Below are 16604 nucleotides of genomic sequence, written 5' to 3' on the forward strand. Positions count from 1 at the left end.
TGCGAAGCCTGCATGCTTCCCCCACATAGGCTGAGGGACACTGGCGGTCGGGTGGTACGCCCTGGCAGTTGAGCAGGCGGGACATGACGCAGCATCTTGAAGGCGATTGGCTGGAACTGGCGACGGCAAGCGGCAGCACGATCCGCGTGCTGAAGGCCGCGCATCCGCGTGCGCGTCGCCTGCGCCTCACGGTCACGCCCAAGGGTGCGCGTGTTTCCTATCCGCATGGCACGCATCCCGCGCAGGTGAGTGCGTTCCTGCGCCATCACGCCGACTGGCTGGAGCGCAAGCTCGACGAGTTGCACCTGATCGTCAAGCCGTTGCCGCCGTTGCGCGTCGGCACGCCCACCGAATTTCCCTTGCGCGGTGAAACCGTGCAGCTGGACTGGGCCGAAGGCCCGTATCCGCGCGTCGAGGCGAGCGAAGGCGCGCTCACGCTGGTGATCCCGCGTCCGCATACGCGTGCGGTGCCGGTGGCGCGCGGGCTGCTCGCCTCGTTCTTCGAGGCGCAGATTCGTCGCGACGTGTCGCGCTGGCTGGCTGGTTACGTGCCGCTGCTGGGCCTGGCGCCGACCGCATTGCGCGTGCGCCCGATGAAGAGCCTGTGGGGCAGCCTCGATACGCGTGACCGCATCAATCTCGACCTCGCCCTCGCGCTGGCGCCACCCGCGGCCTTGCGCTACGTGCTGGCGCACGAGCTGTGCCATCTCAGGGTGCGCAGTCATTCGCCGCGATTCTGGGCGCAGGTCGAAGGCATCTTCCCCGACTGGCGCGAGCAGCGCGACTGGTTGCGCCTCAACGGCGCGTGGCTGAAGACCGAGCTCGACCGCCTGATCGCCGACGTCGCCGACTGAGCCCGTCCGCGCTCAGTAGATCAGCCGCGCATTCAACTGCAGCTGCGTGTCGTTGAATCGCGTCGGCAGGCCGAAGGCCTGCAGCACCGAGCGCGTGCCTTCGATGTGCAGTACTTCCCCGGTGAGGCGCAGCCACGGCCGCGGTCGCCAGTTGAGCGCCGCGGTGATGGCGTTGCCGCTCTCGCCCTGGTGCTCACTGGCGCCGTTGCGGTATTCCCCCGTGCTGAAATGGTCGAAGCGCAGCGCCGGTCGCCACGCGCCGCGATTCCAGCCAGCCAGCAGGAACGCCGAGCGGAAGCGCGTCTCCAGCCTGAGCCCGGTGAAGGGGTCGATCTCGGTGGTGCCGTCCATCGCCTGTGCAATCCATGTCACCGGCCCGGTATCGGTGCGCGCACCCGCGCTCCAGAAATACGTGCGCCACGCGAACACGTCGGCGGAGCCGTCGTAGGTGGTATGCGCCGCCGGGTCGCCACGGTTGTCGTAGCGCATCAGGGTCAGCTGGCCATGCTCCGGCGAGCGCCATGCCAGGTTGGCGTACCAGCCCCAGCGCCCGTCGATTTCCTGGAACGGGTCGTAGCGCGGGCGGTCGGGATCGCCGAAGGCCTGCAGGTAGGAGTCGGGTTCGCGCAGCTTGCTGCCCAGGCCGGAGGTGAGGTCGCTCAGCGACCAGCCGCGCACGTCGAGCAAGGTGCCGGTGGGATCGTTGCCCTTGAACAGCGAACCGCCGAACGCCAGCGTCTGGCGTTCACCACGCCATTCGAGCTCGCCCTGCAGGCCCTTGGCGCGCAGTTCCTCGCCCGCCCAGCTGTTGATCGCCGAAGGCGTGATGGTCCAGGGGCTGGTCCAGCCGATGGCATCGTTCTCCAGCGACACTGGCGGCAGGAACACGCCAAGCTTGAGCGAACCGCGCCACGCGCCGGTCGAGACCGGTCGGTAGCGCAGATAGGCCTCGACCACACTGAGCGTGGAGCGGTCGGTGGTCTGGTATTGAATGTCCGCGTACAGCAGCAGCGACGGCGTCGCCTGGATGGTTCCCACCACGGCGCCGCCGCCAAACTGCAGGCCGTTGTCGCCGCGGCCGTAGCGTGCCTTGCCGACGCCACCCTGGGTCCAGCTGGGCTGGTCGGGCGCGGACACCAGCCGTGCATCGATGTACGCGTGCAGCGACGCGTCCTGCGCCAGCACCGGGCCCGCCAGCGCCAAGGCGACCAGGCCTGCCCATGGAAGCCTGCGCTTCAGCATGCGGAAGGTGCCGTGCCGAAGTGGGCGACGAAGGACGCAAAGTGATCGGCCGGCATCGCCGCGGCGATGTGATGCCCCTGGGCATGGTCGCAGCCGACCTCGCCGAGATAGGCCAGCGCTGCTGCATCCTCGACGCCTTCGGCGACCACCCGGTGGTTCAGGCGATGGGCGAGCTCGACGATGGAATGGACGATCATGCGGTCGCTCGCGTCGGTGGCGAGGCGCTGGATGAACATCTTGTCGATCTTCAGCGCGTGCACCGGCAGCTTGCGCAGATAGGCCAGCGACGATTCGCCCACGCCGAAATCATCCACGGCCACATGCAGGCCGAGCCCGGCCAGTTCGCGCAACACCTGGATCGCCGCTGCCGGTTCGCCGATCACCGCGCTTTCGGTGATCTCCAGCTCTAGCCAGCGGGCTTCCACCTGATGCAGGGTCAGCAGGTCGGCAATGCGGCGCGGCAGTTCCGGGTCGTGCAGGTCGCGCGCGGACAGGTTCACCGCGACGCGCACGTTGAGGCCCTGCGCCAGCCAGCGCTGCAGCTGCGCGATGGCGCTGGCGAGCGCCCAGCGGGTGACGCGGTGGATGTTGCCGGTTTCTTCCGCCAGCGTGATGAAGGCGTCCGGCGGCACGGGGCCCAGCTTCGGATGCTGCCAGCGGATCAGCGCTTCGGCGCTGTCGATGACGCCGCTGCGCAGGTTGAGCTTGGGTTGGTAGTGCAAGGCGACGTCGTCGTGGGCGATGGCCTCGCGCAGGTCGCCCATCAGCGAGAGTCGTCCGGGGCGATGCGGGTCGCTGGCCGCGTCGTAGAAGGCGACCGCTTCCGGCACGCGCAGGGCGGCGAACTGCGCCACTTCCGCCCGCTGCAGCAGTTCGCTGGTATCGGCTGCGTGCCTGGGATACAGCGCAATGCCCACTGCCGGCACCACGTCGATCGACACGTCGCGTTCCTGATAGGGCGGGTTGAGCACGTCGATCAGATGAAGCGCCAGCGCGATGACGGCAGTCCGGTCGGCCTCCGGCAGCCAGACCAGGAACGAGGTATCGGACGCGCGCGCGACCACGCCGCGGGTTGTCGCCTCGCGGATGCGTTCGGCGGCGTCGCGCATGAGGCGGTCACCGAGTGCGTGGCCTACGGTCTTGATGATCTCGGGCATGCGCGTGAGGCCGACCATCAACAACGCGCCACTGTCGTGTTCGTGCAGGCTGCACTGGATGGCGGCCTCGGCGGCGCTGCGGTTGGGCAGGGCGGTGACGGCGTCGTGCAGCGCCTGGAAGCGGATGTGCTCCTCGCGCTGGCGGATGGCCAGGGTCATGGTCGAGAACGCAGCGGCCAGCTGGCCCAGTTCGTCCTCGCGATCGATCAGGGCCGGCGCGCTGTAGTCGCCGCGCTCGATGCGTCGCACCGACGCGGCCAGCGCTTCCACCGGGCGTGACACGCCGCGGGCGATCAGCCACGCGCCCGCCAGCCCCACCAGCAGGCCGAGGGCGAGCAGGCCCAGCCAGGTCGACAGCACCGACTTGTAGGGTCGCAAGGCGTCGTCCAGCGAATAGCCGATGATCGCCTGCACCGGTGCACCCGCGCGCGGATCGCCGAGCGCACGCGCCAGCACGAGGTATTCGCGCCCGTCGACCGTCTCGAGCACGGGCTGCTCGGCCAGCGGATGCCCGGCCGCCGACAGGCCGCCGAGCAGGTCGATGTGCGAGTCGCTGCGCGCCACCACCTCCCACGCTGCCGTCCGCGTCTGCGCGATCAGCTGGATGTCCTTGGGCAAGGCTGACAGGCGCTGCATGCGCGCGAGGAAGGCATCGTCCACCGGGATGCCGGCCGCCACCAGCGCCACCGGCTGCGGCGCATAGATGGGTACCACCACCATCCAGTACGCCTTCCCGTCCAGCGCGACCACGGCGGCCGTGCGCCGGGTGAAGGCGCTGTCCATCAGCTCGGGGAACGGGAAGCGCTGGAGCCCGGAGCCACTGGCCGCGGTGTCGGCCTGGATGGAACCGTCCAATCCGATCATCAGCATGCGCGTCGCGCCGACGCGGCGGCCATGGTTGCGCAGCACCGAGAGCACCGTGTCGCGGTCCCGCTGCGCGATGGCCGCGCGCAAGGCATAGTCCAGCGCAAGCACCTGCACGCTCTCGGCCACGCGCGCCGAGATATCGTCGAGCTGGTTGACGAACGTGTTTGCCGACATGGTCAGTTGTCGGCCGCCTTCGGCGATCAGCTGGTGCCGCGTGATCTGCGTGACCAGCACGGCCGTCAGCGCCTGCACGGCGACGATGGTCGTCACCACGAACAGGGTCAGGCGCAGGCGGAATCCGAGGGCGGCCATGGCTGGGGATCAGTACCCGATGTGCTCGCGATCCATCTGCATGCGCGGATCGGGCAGGAGCGACAGGGTGATGGCCACCGGCGGCGCGGCATGTTCGTTGACCTGCACGACCTGGGTGATTTCGGGCCGGCCGGGATGGAGCTGCGGATGCCATACGTGCAGCGTGTAGCGTCCGGGCGCCAGGTCGGTGAGCGTGGCGTGGCCGTCCACGCCCGACACCGCGATGCTGTCGGCGTCGGAGACGTACAGGTAGGTGATCATGTGGTCGTGGATGTTGCAGCCGACCGCCGCGATGCCGACGCGCTCAAGCGTCAGCGGCGGAGAACTCTCGCCCGGGCGCAGCACGAACTCGAAGGACTTCACCGGCGAGAACGAGTACACGTGGTGGCGCGTGGTATCGCTGTTGCGGAATACCGCCATGTCGCCAGGCCGCAGCACCTGCACGTAGGGCAGGAACGTTTCGTTCTTCTGGTCGATGGTCTTCACCGCCGGCGCGGCATGGCGCGCGGCCGGCGCCAGCTCGGAGGTCAGGGTGATGACGGCATCACTGACGGGCCGATGGGCCTCGTCCGCCACGTGCACCAACAGATCGCCCGCCACGGCCTGACGGCCATACAACAGCGCGAAGGCGATGACCACGACAAGTAGCCAACGCATAACCTTCCCCTGGATTCCCCAGCCCAAGCCTACACCACCCGCATGGCTTGGCAAGCGCCGCCCCGGCGCGGAAAAACGCCGTGGCGGGCGGCCCCGGCGGCCCCGGCGGGAGTCAGTGCGACAGCGCGAAAGCGGTCAGGATGCGGGCGGTTTCTTCGGGCTTTTCCAGGATCGGCATGTGATTGCAGCCGCTGAGCGTGCTGGTGCTGATCGCGCTGGCGTTCTTCAGGCCGTTGCGCAGGCTGTCCAGGGCGGAAATGTCGATGATCTTGTCGTCGTGGCACCACATGCCCAGCACCGGCATGGGCAACCGGTCGAGCCGGTTCTGCACCGCCAGGTACTGGGAGGGCTCGCGCAGTTCATCGAAGGTACGCTTGAAGAACGCGCGATCGGCCTGGTTGCGCTCGACCAGCACGTCCACGAAGCGGCCGGGAATCGACGGCGGCCTGGCGAAAGCCAGCGCCATCGCCTGCCCGAACTGCTGGCGGTCGTCGAACAGGAAGGGATTCTTGCCGGCCTTGGCCTCGCGCGAAAAATCGTTTTCGTTCGCCTGCAGGCCAAAGGGATCGATCAGCGCCAGCTCGGCCACCTGCTGGGGATGTTCGGCCGCGTACACGCCGGCGATGGCGCCACCCATGGAGTGGCCGATCAGCACGAACGGCGGCAGGTGCAGGGCATCGACCAGGCCCTGCAGGCGTGCGGCCTGGGCGTCGATGTTGTAGCTGGCGCCTTCCGTGCGCGTCGATTCGCCCCAGCCGGGCAGGTCCGGCGCGATCACATGGAAGTGCGGGGTGAGCAGTTCGGCCTGCTTGAGCCACACCTCCTTGCTGGCGCCGAAACCGTGCAGCATCAGCAGGGTCGGGCCCTGGCCACCCTCGTAATACACCCAGTTCGTGTCGCCGGCCTGCACGGAGTGCTTCTCGACATGCGCAGCCATGGCCTGGCGCTTCACGTCGGCGCTCATCAGCCATTGCGGCGCCAGCAGGTACGTGCCCCCCAGCACCACGGCCAGGAAGACCGCCACGAAGGCGAGGAACTTCAGCCGGCGCAGCGCCAGCCGCTGCCACAGCGGGCGCGCGGGGAGGGAGGCCTTGGACGACGGAGCAGGTGACGGCATGGAGTGGCTCGATGGCAAGAGGTGGCGCGGGAATCGATGGCGTCAGCCTCCTCCTTTTGCAAGGAGGAGGGTCGATGGCACTTACTTGCTGCCCTTCTTTGCCTTGGCGAACACCGCTTCCACCGCGTCCTGCGTCATCGGGTGGTAGCCGCCCCGGGCCTTGGCATACACCTGCTCGGCGAAGGCGAGGCCCTCGGGCGTCTTGGCGAAGGCCTTGTACAGCGGCATGGTGAGGTAGAGGCGGCCGATGCGGGTCATGTGCTCGGCGGCGGCGTTCCACACGTCCTTGTCGCCGGCGGCGATGGCATGGGTGTACCAGCGCATGCCGATTTCGGCGTTGGGCGTGCCGGTGAGATGCCAGCTGGCATCGAGCTGCCTGACCTTGTCGAGCGCGGGCGCGTCGGGCATGCCGTCGAGGAAATACATCCACTCCTGCGTGTTCCAGCCCTTGGCGTCGAGCTTGTCGGCGGCGAGCGTGCCGCCGAGGAACGCGGCGCGCTGCTTGTCGATCGCATCGAAGCGCGGCGAATCCGGCAGCGGGGCGTCCTTCGGGATGCCCGGCTCGTACACCCACTGCTTCACTTCATCCCAGCTCATCTTGCCGGGATTCTTGTCGAACAGGTTCGCCTTCAGGTAATCGAGCATCTGCTCGGTGGTGATGCTCTGGAAAGCGAAGTGCGCGAAGTAGCCCTTCAGATACGCATCGAACGTGTCGCGGCCAAAGCGCTGCTCCAGCGTGCGCAGGAACCAGCTGCCCTTGTCGTATGGCACTTCGGAAATCGAATCGTCGGCGCCGATGCCGGGCTTGGGCGCGAGACGCTGCGCATTCTCCGCAATGGCCTTGTCCTTGATGGACTTCTCAAGGCCGCGCGCGGAGATCAGCGCTTCCTCGTCGGCCAGCGACTTGCCATAGACGGCCTCGGTGATGCGGCCCTGCACGTAGGTGGTGAAACCCTCGTTGAGCCAGATGTCGCGCCAGGCGGCACTCGTCACCAGGTTGCCCGACCAGGAATGGGCCAGCTCATGCGAGATCACCGACACCAGGCTCTTGTCGCCCACCAGCAGCGTCGGCGTGGCGAACGTCATGTTGGGGTTTTCCATGCCGCCGAACGGGAAGGACGGCGGCAGCACCAGCAGGTCGTAGCGGTCCCACGCATACGGCCCGTAGAGCTTTTCGGTGGCCGCGATCAGCTTTTCGGTGTCTTCGAATTCGCGCGCGGCCTTGCCCACGACGCTGGGTTCCGCGTAGACGGCCGAGCGCGGGCCGGTTTCCCTGGCGGCGATGTCGCCCGCGCCGATGGCCAGCAGGTAGGACGGAATCGGATGCGGCTGGTTGAAGCGGTAGTCGCCGTCGAGCGGATGCTTCGCATCGTTGATCGCGCTCATTACCACGCGCACGTCCTTCGGCGCGCTGACATGCGCGCTATAGGTGAAGCGGATGGCCGGCGAATCCTGCAGCGGCACCCACGAGCGCGCATGGATGGACTCGGACTGCGAAAACATGAAGGGCAGCTTCTTGTCGGCGGTCTGTTCCGGCGTCAGCCACTGCAGGCCGGAGGCGGTGGGCACGGTCGAGTAGACGATGCGCACCTGCACCGGGTGCCGCGGGGTGTCGATGGTGAGCTTGCTGCCCAGCTCCTTGTCGCGCGGAGCCAGCGCATATTTCAGCGCGGTGGCCTTGCCGGCGTCATCCACGCCTTCGACGCTGGCGATCTTCAGGTCGCGCGTATCGAGCACCAGCGACGGCGCCTTGGCGTCCTTCCAGTCCAGCTTGAGCGTGGCCTGGCCGTCGAGCTGCTTGCGCGGGAAGTCGATCTTCAGGTCCAGGTCCAGGTGGGTCACGCGCACCTGGTCGGGCTGGGCATAGGAATGCGGGTCGGCGGCGAAGGCGCTCAGCGGCAGCACGAGGGCGCCGACGGCAAGGGCATGGAACGGGCGCATCGGTGGAACTCCATCAGCAGGAGCGCCGAGTATGCCATCGACGGCGCGGCGGCGGCCGCTACCGAAGGTCACCCCCGGCCGCGCCAAGCGCCGCGCGGAAAGCTCAATGGCTGGTGCTGGCCGGCGCCGGGGCCGCTGCCGGGGCCGGTGCGTGCTTCTGCTTCTGCTGCTGCATGGCGCGGACGTATTCCTTCACGTCCTCTTTGGAAACGGCGCCGCGCTTGGCCTTGTCGATCTGGTCGAAATGCGCGCGGATGAACGGCACCGGGCCCTTCTGCGCTTCTTCCTTGGTCAGCAGGCCGTCGTGGTTCTTGTCGGCAATGTCGAAGTTCTTCGAGGCATTGTCGGCCTGGTTGGCGATGTTTCCCAGGCCGATCTGGGCGTAGGCGCCGCCGGCCACGCAGGCCATGGCGAGGGCGGCGGCAAGGAGACGGGTGCGAGGCATGGAGTTGCTCCGTTGGCGGTTGCGCGGAGTATCACATCGACTCTGTGAGCGCTTCGTTGCGCCCGGGCGCGCGCCGCGCGAGCCGTCCGGGCATGGTTCAGGCTGCGCCGAAGTGCAGGGCGTTGGTCAGGTCGCCCGGTGCTGGTCCGCCGGCGGCCAGCATCGCCTGTTCGCGCAGGGTCAGTCCGGGCAGCTTTTCCAGGCCGAAGCGGCGGGTGAGGAAGCGCGCGATCGAGCCCGAGTCGTAGATGGTGTGATCCACGTGCCCTTTCCTTGCGAACGGCGACACAATGATGGCGGGCACGCGCGAGCCCGGACCCCAGCGATCGCCCTTCGGCGGCGCGACGTGGTCCCACCAGCCGCCGTTCTCGTCGACGGTGACGATGACCAGCAGCTGCTGCCACGCCGGCGATTTCTGCAGCGCGTCGATCACGCGCATGATGTGCCGGTCGCCCGCATCCACGTCCGAGTAGCCGGCGTGCATGTTCAGGTCGCCTTGCGGCTTGTAGAAGCTCACCGCAGGCAGCCGGTCGGCCGCGATATCGGCCAGGAAATGATTGTCGCGCGCCGTGTCGCCGGTGCCGGCGTCGCGCAGGTGGCGCACGCGTGCCTCGGTGCCGGGCGCGAAGGCCTTGAAGTAGTTGAGCGGCTGGTGGTGCACCTGGAAGTTCGGGCGCTGCGGAAATTCGCTTTGCTCGCCGTCGCCCTTGCCGTCCAGGGCGAGCTGCCAGCCTCCCGCATACCAGGCCCAGTCCACGTTCGCGGCGGAGAGCACATCGCCGATGGTCTTGTGCGTCTGCGGCGGCAGCGTGTTGGCGCTGTCGGGATCGGCCAGCGCCGCGTTCGACGGCGACTCGGTGGCGCTGGGCGCATACGGTGGCGACATCGTGTTCACCGCCCAGAAATCGGGCGTGAGCGCGCTGCGCGACGCGAACTTCGGCTTGCCGTCCATCGCGCTGGCCGGCGAGTCGTCCGCCAGCCTGAGGCGATGATCCAGCGGATCGCCGCTGGCGGTCACCGCGATGTTGAAGCGCGCCGGGCCCTGGTCCGCCTGCGGGTAGTACGGCGGTTGCGCCGCGACGAGGTACTGGTGGTTGAGGAACGAGCCGCCGAACGCCCCCATGAAGAAGTTGTCGCACAGCGTGTACTGGCGCGCGAGCTGCCACAGCCGCAGATGGGAGGCGCTGTCCTCGTAGTGACCCATCACCATCGCGCCGGTGTCGCCCCAGGCGACGAAGCCGTCGTTGCGGCCGCCGTTGATCTGCTGCTGGTTCTCGTAGAAGCGATGCACCAGGTCGCGCGTCACCACGCCATGCGGCAACGGCTCGCCGTGGCCGGTACGCAGCGCCCACGGCGCATTCGGCAGGCCGACCAGGTCATCCTGCTTCACCTCGTAGCGGCGGTGATTGACCACCTGCGCCTGCGGCGCCAGGCCATGCCAGATCGGCGGCAGTGTCTGCAGCAACGAACCGTCGCGGTCGCGCTGCTGGTAGTCCGCGGGCTTCAGTGCGTTGAGCGGCTTCTCGACGCCGGGAAAGTTGGCGAACAGATTGTTGAAGCTGCGGTTCTCGGCATAGATCACCACGACCTGCCTGATGTGTTCGCGCAGGGCCGCATCGAGCGCGGTGGGCGCGTGACTGCCCGCCGGCGGGGTGCCGCGGGCGGCGGCGCCGTAGCCACCCACGGCAAGCGCGGCACCGGTGGCCGCCATGCCGCCGAGCAGGCGGCGGCGTGACGGATCCAGCGGCGCGTCGGGTATCGACGCGCCGTCGTCAGGCGAAGACGGCCTCGTCACGGAGCGGCGTCGTCGTAGAAGCGCGCCAGGTCGGCCTTGCTCTGCTGCAACGACGGCTGGTCGATGTAGATCATGTGGCCGGACGGATAGAAGCCATAGGAAATGTTCTTGCGCTGCGCGGGTTCCAGCCCCAGGTGCGTGAGGTCGAACTCGGTGGCGTAGAACGGCGTGGCCAGGTCGTAGTAGCCGTTGGCCGAGAACACCTTCAGGTGCGGGTTGCGACGCATCGCGGCGCCCAGGTCGTTGCCCACATAAGTGGCCTGCGTCCAGCCGCCGCTGTCCTTGCGCTTCCAGTCCCAGCCCTTGCCGATCACGCCGTAGTTGTTGGGCAGGTACGGGCGATCCTCGGTGAACTTCAGTTCGCTGGCCGCGTACTGGTTGAACGATGCCACGTAGGCGCCGGTGATGGCGTCGCTGGCGGTGTCGCCGTCGGGCGTCTCGCCGGCGGCATCCGGGTCGATGCCTTCGAAACGGCCGTCCAGACGTCCGACCGTGCGGCGGTCATTGCGCATCAGCTCCTTGCGGAAGCGGCTCGGACCGATGCGCAGGTTCGCATCCTTGATGTACTGCGGCGACAGGCCAAGGTAGCGGCTCAGCTGGGCAGCGACGCGATCGGCTTCGGCCGGCTCGAGGGCGTCGCCCTTGGCCAGCGCCAGGGTGTAGTCGCCCGAGGCGAAGCGGCGCACGTCGGCCAGGAAGCTGCCGATGTCGGCCGGCTTGTTCGGCACCCTGTTGTGGTACCAGGCAATCGCGGCCTCGGTCGGCAGGTTCACCACGTAACCATGGTCGATGCCCTGTGCCGCCACGGCGAAATCGAGGATCGACGACATCAGTACGACGCCGTTGAACTCCATGCCCTTTTCCTGCAGCGACTTGACCAGCACGGCCGAGCGCGTGGTGCCATAGCTCTCGCCGAACAGGAACTTGGGCGAGTTCCAGCGGTTGTTCTGGCTGACATAGCGCGTGATCAGCCGGGTGAAGGCATCGGCGTCCTGGTCCACGCCGTAGAAATCCTTGCCCTCGGCCTTGCCCACCAGCTGCGAATAACCGGTGCCGGGCGCGTCGATGAACACCAGGTCGCTCTTGTCGAGCAGGCTGAATTCATTCGGCACGGTGCGGTACGGCGCCGGCGGCACCGGCTTGTCGCCATCGTTGGCCACGCGCACCGGGCCATACGAGCCCATGTGCAGCCACATCGAGGATGAACCCGGTCCGCCGTTGTAGAAGAACGTCAGCGGCCGCTTGCCCGACTTGCCGCCCTCGGCGGTGTAGGCGACGTAGAAGAAGCTCACCGTCGGTTTGCCCTTGTCGTCGCGCACCAGCATGGTGCCGGCAGTGGCGGTGTAGTTCACCGTGCGTCCGCCGATGCGCACGCTGTGTTTGGTCACGACGGTGCGCTCGGCCGGAACCGGCTGCTCGTCGGTGGCGCTCTTGTCGCCCTTGTCCTTGTCGCCGGTGTCGGCCTGGGCCTTGGAGGTGTCCTTGGTGTCCTTGTCGGCGGCATGCAGCGGCTGGGTGCCCAGGGCCAGCATGGTGGCCAGGGCGAGCGAGGCAAACGAAAGATTACGCATCGAAAAACGTCTCCGGTACGGCGGAAATCAGGAATGGTTGGTGCTGTCGTAGTAGCGGGCCAGGTCGGCCTTGAGCTGCTTCAGCGACTCGGTGTTCAGATAGACCATGTGCCCCGAGGGGTAGTACACGAAGTGCAGGTTGCCGCGCAGCGAGGCATCCAGGTTCATGTGCGCCAGGTCGTACTCGGTGATGAAGAACGGCGTGGCGAAGTCGTAGTAGCCGTTGACCGAGAGCACCTGCAGGTTCGGGTTGGTGCGCATCGCGTGCGCAAGATCGCCCGCGACGTAGGCCGTCTGCAGCGGGCGCTTGATGCCGGCCGCCTGGTGCTTCCAGTCCCAGTCCTTGCCGATGTCGCCGAAGGTCGGGCGATAGTCGAGATCGCTGTGGTAGTTCAGCTCGGTGGTGACGTAGTTGTGGAAGGCGGTGACGAAGGCGCCGCTGATGCCCGCGTCGGAAGCGTCGAAGTCGGGCGCTTCGCCGGCCGCGTCGTCGTCGACGCCTTCGAAGCGGGCGTCGAAGCGGCCGATGGTGCGGCGCTGGTCGCGCAGCAGTTCCTTGCGGAAGCGGGCCGGCTCCACGCGCAGGTTGGCGGCCTTGATGTAGCTCGCCGACAGGCCGGTGTAGCCGGCAAGCTGGCGCGCCACGGCGTCGGCCTCGGCGGCCGGCAGGTCCTGCCCCTGGGCCAGCGCGGCGGCATACGGCCCGCGTGCGAACGCGCGCACCTGGTCGAGGTAGGCCTTCAGGTCGGCAGGCTTGTTGGCGAGCTTGTTGTGGTACCAGGCGGCTGCTGCATAGCTGGGCACGTAGCCGATGAACATCTCGTCATAGCCCGGCATGCGCACGCCGTAGTTGAGGATGGTCGACATCAGGATCACGCCGTTGAACGACATGCCCTTGTCCTGCAGCGCATCGACCAGCGCACCGGAGCGCGTGGTGCCGTAGCTTTCGCCGTAGAGGAACTTCGGCGAATTCCAGCGGTTGTTGATCGTCACGTAGCGCTGGATGGCGCGCGAGAACGCCGACACGTCCTGGTCCACGCCCCAGAAGTCCTTGCCGGTGGCCTTGCCCAGCGGGCGCGAGTAGCCGGTGCCGACCGCGTCGATGAAGACCAGGTCGGTCTTGTCGAGCAGGCTTTCGTCATTGGGCACCAGCTGGTACGGCGCGGGCGCGGTGGCTTCCGGTGCGGCCGTCTGGATGCGCACCGGCGAGAACGAGCCCATGTGCAGCCACATGCTGGAGGAGCCCGGTCCACCGTTGTAGAGGAAGGTCACCGGCCGCTGCGCGGCCTTGCCGCCATCGACGGTGTACGCCACGTAGAACACGCTGGCCTGTGGCTGGCCCTTCTCGTCGCGGATGATCACCGTACCGGCCGTGGCCGTATAGGCGACGGAGTGACCGTGGATGCTGACGCTGTGCCGGGTGCGAACGGCGGTTTCGCTGGAGGGGGCCTGGACGTCCTCGTCCTTGTTGGTGGCGGCCTTGTCGGCGGGCGCTTCCCTGGCCAGCAGGGCAGTGCAGGGTGACAGCACGAGACTGCCGCACAACAACAGATGGAACAGACGACGCATGCAACTCCCCCGGAGGATTCTGGATCGATGTAATCCACCGGAGTATGCGTATCGCGGCCGCAGCGCGACCGTGACAAAAGTACTGGATGCGGATGCGACCTTGGTCGGGCTCAGTCGTCCAGCATCGCCCGCGCGCTGTTCCACATGGCGCGTGTCATCGGCCGGTTTTCGTGCGCCGTCTGCAGCACGATGAGCGTGGTGGTGTTGACGCTCGGGTGGATCTTCAGCAGGCGGTCGAGCACGGTTTCCAGATGGCCGACCGACATCGCCACCACGTGCAGCAGGGCCGAATCCTCGCCGGCGAGGCGGCGACACTCGAGCACTTCGGGAATGTCCGCCACCAGCATCCCCACGCGCGAGCAGGTGCCGCCGTCGCAGCGCAGCCGGATCATGGCGTCGATCTCATAGCCCAGCTTGCGTGGGTTGACCACGGCCCGGTAGCCGGTGATCACGCCGGCTTCCTCCATGCGTTTGACGCGCTCGGCCACCGCGGGCGCCGACAGGCGCACCTTGCGACCCAGTTCGGCATAGCCCAGGCGCGCGTCCTGCTGCAGGGCTTCCAGCAGCTGCCAGTCCGTACTGTCCCAGGACGGTTTCGATTCAAAGGTGATGGCGTTCATTGGACATTTCGATCGTTGGCGAAACATGCCCATCCTACGCTGATTCAATATTCCGGGCGCAGGCCATCCACGACTACGATGCGCACATTCCCCACTCGGAATTTTCCCATGCAGACCCCGGAACGCCTGGACGGGCGGGCCCTCGCCTATATCGCCATCGCCCTGCTTACCTGGTCCTCGGCCTATGCCGCGATCGCCTACGCGCTGGCCTCGTTTACACCCGGCGAAGTGGCGCTGGCGCGACTTGCCATCGGCTCGATCTGCTTTGCCGTGCTGCTGGTGGTCAAGCGCGTACCGATGCCGGCACGCCGCGACTGGCCGCAACTGGCGGCGCTTGGCGTGATCGGCCTGACCGCCTACCACCTGTGCCTGAACACGGCCGAGACCCGCGTGGCCAGTGGCACGGCCGCGATCCTGATCTCGCTGGTTCCGGCCGCCACCGCCGCGCTGTCGGCGATCTGGCTGCGCGAGCGACTGTCGCCGCGCACGCTCACCGGCCTGGGCGTGGCGCTGGTCGGTGTCGTCGTGGTGGTGCTGACCAGCGGCAAGGAAGTCAAGGTGGAACCCATGGCCGCGCTGGTGCTGGTGAGCGTGCTGTCGTCGGCGATCTTCTTCGTCGGGCAAAAGCCGTTCTTCACGCGCAACAGCATGCTGGGCGTCACCGGCTTCACCTTCTTCGCGGGCATGCTCGGCACGCTTCCGTTCGGCCTGGGCCTGCCGCACGCGCTGGCGGTGGCACCGGCCGCGCACATCTACGCGCTGCTGTGGCTGGGCATCGCGCCTACCTTCATCGGTTACATCGCCTGGAATGCCGCGCTGCATCGCGCGTCGGCTTCCCAGGTCAGCAGCTTCATCTACTTCTCGCCGCCGATCGCCGTACTGATCGGCTGGGTGTGGCTGGGTGAGCGTCCGACCCTGTTGACTCTGGTCGGCGGCGTGATCACCGTAGGCGGCGTGGTGCTAGCCAATGCGCGACGCCGCAGCGCCAGGCCAACCGCCACCGTCGCCGCCACCACGCCTGCCAAGCAGCACTGAGGAAAGTCGCCCATGCCCGTGCTCTACATTGCCAACAAGAACTACTCGTCGTGGTCCCTGCGTCCGTGGTTGCTGTTGAGCGAGTTGGGCATCGCCTTCGAGGAAAAGGCCGTCGCCTTCGGGCCGGGCTCGAACTGGGAAGCCTTTCGCGAGTTCTCGCCGTCGGGTCGCGTGCCCTGCCTGCGCGATGGCGACACCGTGGTGTGGGATTCGCTGGCCATCGTCGAGTATCTCGCCGAGCGCCACCCGGGCGTGTGGCCTGCCGACAACGCGGCGCGCACCTGGGCCCGCTGCGCCTCGGCCGAGATGCATTCGGGTTTCGCCGCGCTGCGCAATCAATGCGGCATGAGCTGCGGCATGCGCGTACGCCTGCGTGGCATCGACGCGGCCCTGCGTTCGGATATCGCGCGCATCAACGAACTGTGGCTGCAGGGCCTGCAACGCTTCGGCGGCCCGTTCCTGGCCGGCCCGGCCTTCACCGCCGTCGACGCGTTCTTTGCGCCGGTCGTGTTCCGCGTGCAGACCTACGGCATCGAGCTCGATCGTCCCGCCGCCGACTACGCCCGGCGCATGCTGGCGCTGCCCTCGATGCGTCGCTGGTACGAGGCGGCGCTCGCCGAAAGCTGGCGCGACGAAGCCCACGAGGAAGAAATCCGCGGCCACGGCGACGTGCTGGAAGACCTGCGGGTGGCGTGAATCGCCTCAGGCCGGATCGATCGCCGCGCGTCCGCTGCGCCGTGCCTGCCAGCGCCCCAGTGCCACCAGCACCAGGCCCACCGCGATGAAGGCCAGCAGCACGGCGATCGCGTCCCCCAGCACTTCCAGGTAGCCCAGCGCGGCGACATCAAGGAACGGGTACGGATACCAGCCATTGATCGCGCCGCGTACCAGCACGTAGAAGAAATAAGCGGCCGGATAGCACTGCCACACCAGCACCTGCCACCAGCGCAGGCTGTCCTTGGGCACGGCCAGCCACCAGTACAGCAGGTACAGCGGCGGCATCACGTCGTGCACGATCACGTCCGCCACCAGCTGCCATCCTTGCGGGTGCCACAGCTGGCGCAGCATGACGTTGTAGATCAGCCCCACGATGACGATGCTCATCGCCAGCGCCGTCTGCACGCCGGGTCGCAGGAAAAAACGGATCACCGGGCTGCGTGGGCCGATCGCCGCGGACGACAACGCCTTGGCCACCAGCAGGTTGGTGAGGATGGTGTAGAAGCCGAGGTAGATCCACACACCCGCCAGCGCGCCCTTGCCCTGCGCCTCGGTCAGCTCGATCGACAACCACAGCTGCAGGACCAGCGCGAACCACCCGAGCAGGGCGCCGACGGCAGCGAGTGGGCGATAGGGTTGCGTCATGGGCGGTTCCGGGTCGTTGCGATGCAGCTTGCCGTTCGCGGTCCCGCAGCTGCGGGGCAG

14 protein-coding genes are annotated in these 16604 nt (G+C 67.6%); 3 read left to right on the forward strand and 11 right to left on the reverse strand.

Annotation, left to right across the window (positions count from 1 at the left end):
* Nucleotides 1–83: 83 nt before the first annotated feature.
* Nucleotides 84–854, forward strand: a complete 771-nt coding sequence (locus ACXU4B_RS15790; RefSeq protein ID WP_131410774.1) for a M48 family metallopeptidase — start codon at nt 84–86, stop codon at nt 852–854.
* Nucleotides 855–866: 12 nt separating this feature from the next.
* Here ACXU4B_RS15790 and ACXU4B_RS15795 read toward each other — a convergent pair whose 3' ends face one another.
* From ACXU4B_RS15795 to ACXU4B_RS15840, 10 genes are all read right to left on the reverse strand, one after another.
* Nucleotides 867–2096: a porin family protein gene (locus ACXU4B_RS15795; protein ID WP_131410772.1), complete on the reverse strand. Its 1230-nt coding sequence runs from the start codon at nt 2094–2096 to the stop codon at nt 867–869.
* A complete protein-coding gene (locus ACXU4B_RS15800) occupies nt 2090–4432 on the reverse strand; it encodes a putative bifunctional diguanylate cyclase/phosphodiesterase (RefSeq protein WP_131410770.1) in 2343 nt (780 codons plus the stop codon). The genes ACXU4B_RS15795 and ACXU4B_RS15800 overlap by 7 nt, the downstream gene beginning before the upstream one ends.
* 9 nt (nt 4433–4441) lie before the next feature.
* Nucleotides 4442–5089, reverse strand: a complete 648-nt coding sequence (locus ACXU4B_RS15805; RefSeq protein ID WP_131410768.1) for a cupredoxin domain-containing protein — start codon at nt 5087–5089, stop codon at nt 4442–4444.
* A 112-nt stretch (nt 5090–5201) separates the two neighbouring features.
* A complete protein-coding gene (locus ACXU4B_RS15810; RefSeq protein ID WP_131410766.1) occupies nt 5202–6206 on the reverse strand; it encodes an alpha/beta fold hydrolase in 1005 nt (334 codons plus the stop codon).
* 81 nt (nt 6207–6287) lie between these two features.
* A complete protein-coding gene (locus tag ACXU4B_RS15815; protein ID WP_131410764.1) occupies nt 6288–8147 on the reverse strand; it encodes a M1 family metallopeptidase in 1860 nt (619 codons plus the stop codon).
* A 103-nt stretch (nt 8148–8250) separates the two neighbouring features.
* A complete protein-coding gene (locus tag ACXU4B_RS15820; protein ID WP_205746578.1) occupies nt 8251–8592 on the reverse strand; it encodes an EF-hand domain-containing protein in 342 nt (113 codons plus the stop codon).
* A 97-nt stretch (nt 8593–8689) separates the two neighbouring features.
* Nucleotides 8690–10387, reverse strand: a complete 1698-nt coding sequence (acpA, locus tag ACXU4B_RS15825) for an acid phosphatase (protein WP_240734104.1) — start codon at nt 10385–10387, stop codon at nt 8690–8692.
* Entirely contained in the window at nt 10384–11958 is a 1575-nt protein-coding gene (locus ACXU4B_RS15830) for a S10 family peptidase (protein ID WP_131410762.1), read from the reverse strand. Before ACXU4B_RS15830 ends, acpA begins: the two co-directional genes overlap by 4 nt.
* Nucleotides 11959–11985: 27 nt before the next feature.
* A complete protein-coding gene (locus ACXU4B_RS15835) occupies nt 11986–13527 on the reverse strand; it encodes a S10 family peptidase (protein ID WP_131410760.1) in 1542 nt (513 codons plus the stop codon).
* Nucleotides 13528–13637: 110 nt separating this feature from the next.
* Nucleotides 13638–14147, reverse strand: a complete 510-nt coding sequence (locus tag ACXU4B_RS15840) for an Lrp/AsnC family transcriptional regulator (RefSeq protein ID WP_131410758.1) — start codon at nt 14145–14147, stop codon at nt 13638–13640.
* 108 nt (nt 14148–14255) lie between these two features.
* On the opposite strand from ACXU4B_RS15840, the gene ACXU4B_RS15845 reads away from it, so the two are divergent.
* Both ACXU4B_RS15845 and ACXU4B_RS15850 read left to right on the forward strand, forming a co-directional pair.
* Nucleotides 14256–15182, forward strand: coding sequence for a DMT family transporter (locus tag ACXU4B_RS15845; protein ID WP_131410756.1), 927 nt, complete (start codon nt 14256–14258; stop codon nt 15180–15182).
* A 12-nt stretch (nt 15183–15194) separates the two neighbouring features.
* Nucleotides 15195–15878 carry a glutathione S-transferase family protein gene (locus ACXU4B_RS15850; protein WP_131410754.1) on the forward strand — a complete coding sequence of 228 codons (684 nt, stop codon included), beginning with the start codon at nt 15195–15197 and terminating at the stop codon, nt 15876–15878.
* A 6-nt stretch (nt 15879–15884) separates the two neighbouring features.
* Here ACXU4B_RS15850 and ACXU4B_RS15855 read toward each other — a convergent pair whose 3' ends face one another.
* On the reverse strand, nt 15885–16544 hold the full coding sequence (locus tag ACXU4B_RS15855) for a Pr6Pr family membrane protein (protein WP_131410752.1): 660 nt from the start codon (nt 16542–16544) through the stop codon (nt 15885–15887).
* Between the last annotated feature and the right edge of the window lie 60 nt (nt 16545–16604).

The sequence above is a fragment of the Dyella soli genome (assembly GCF_054482295.1).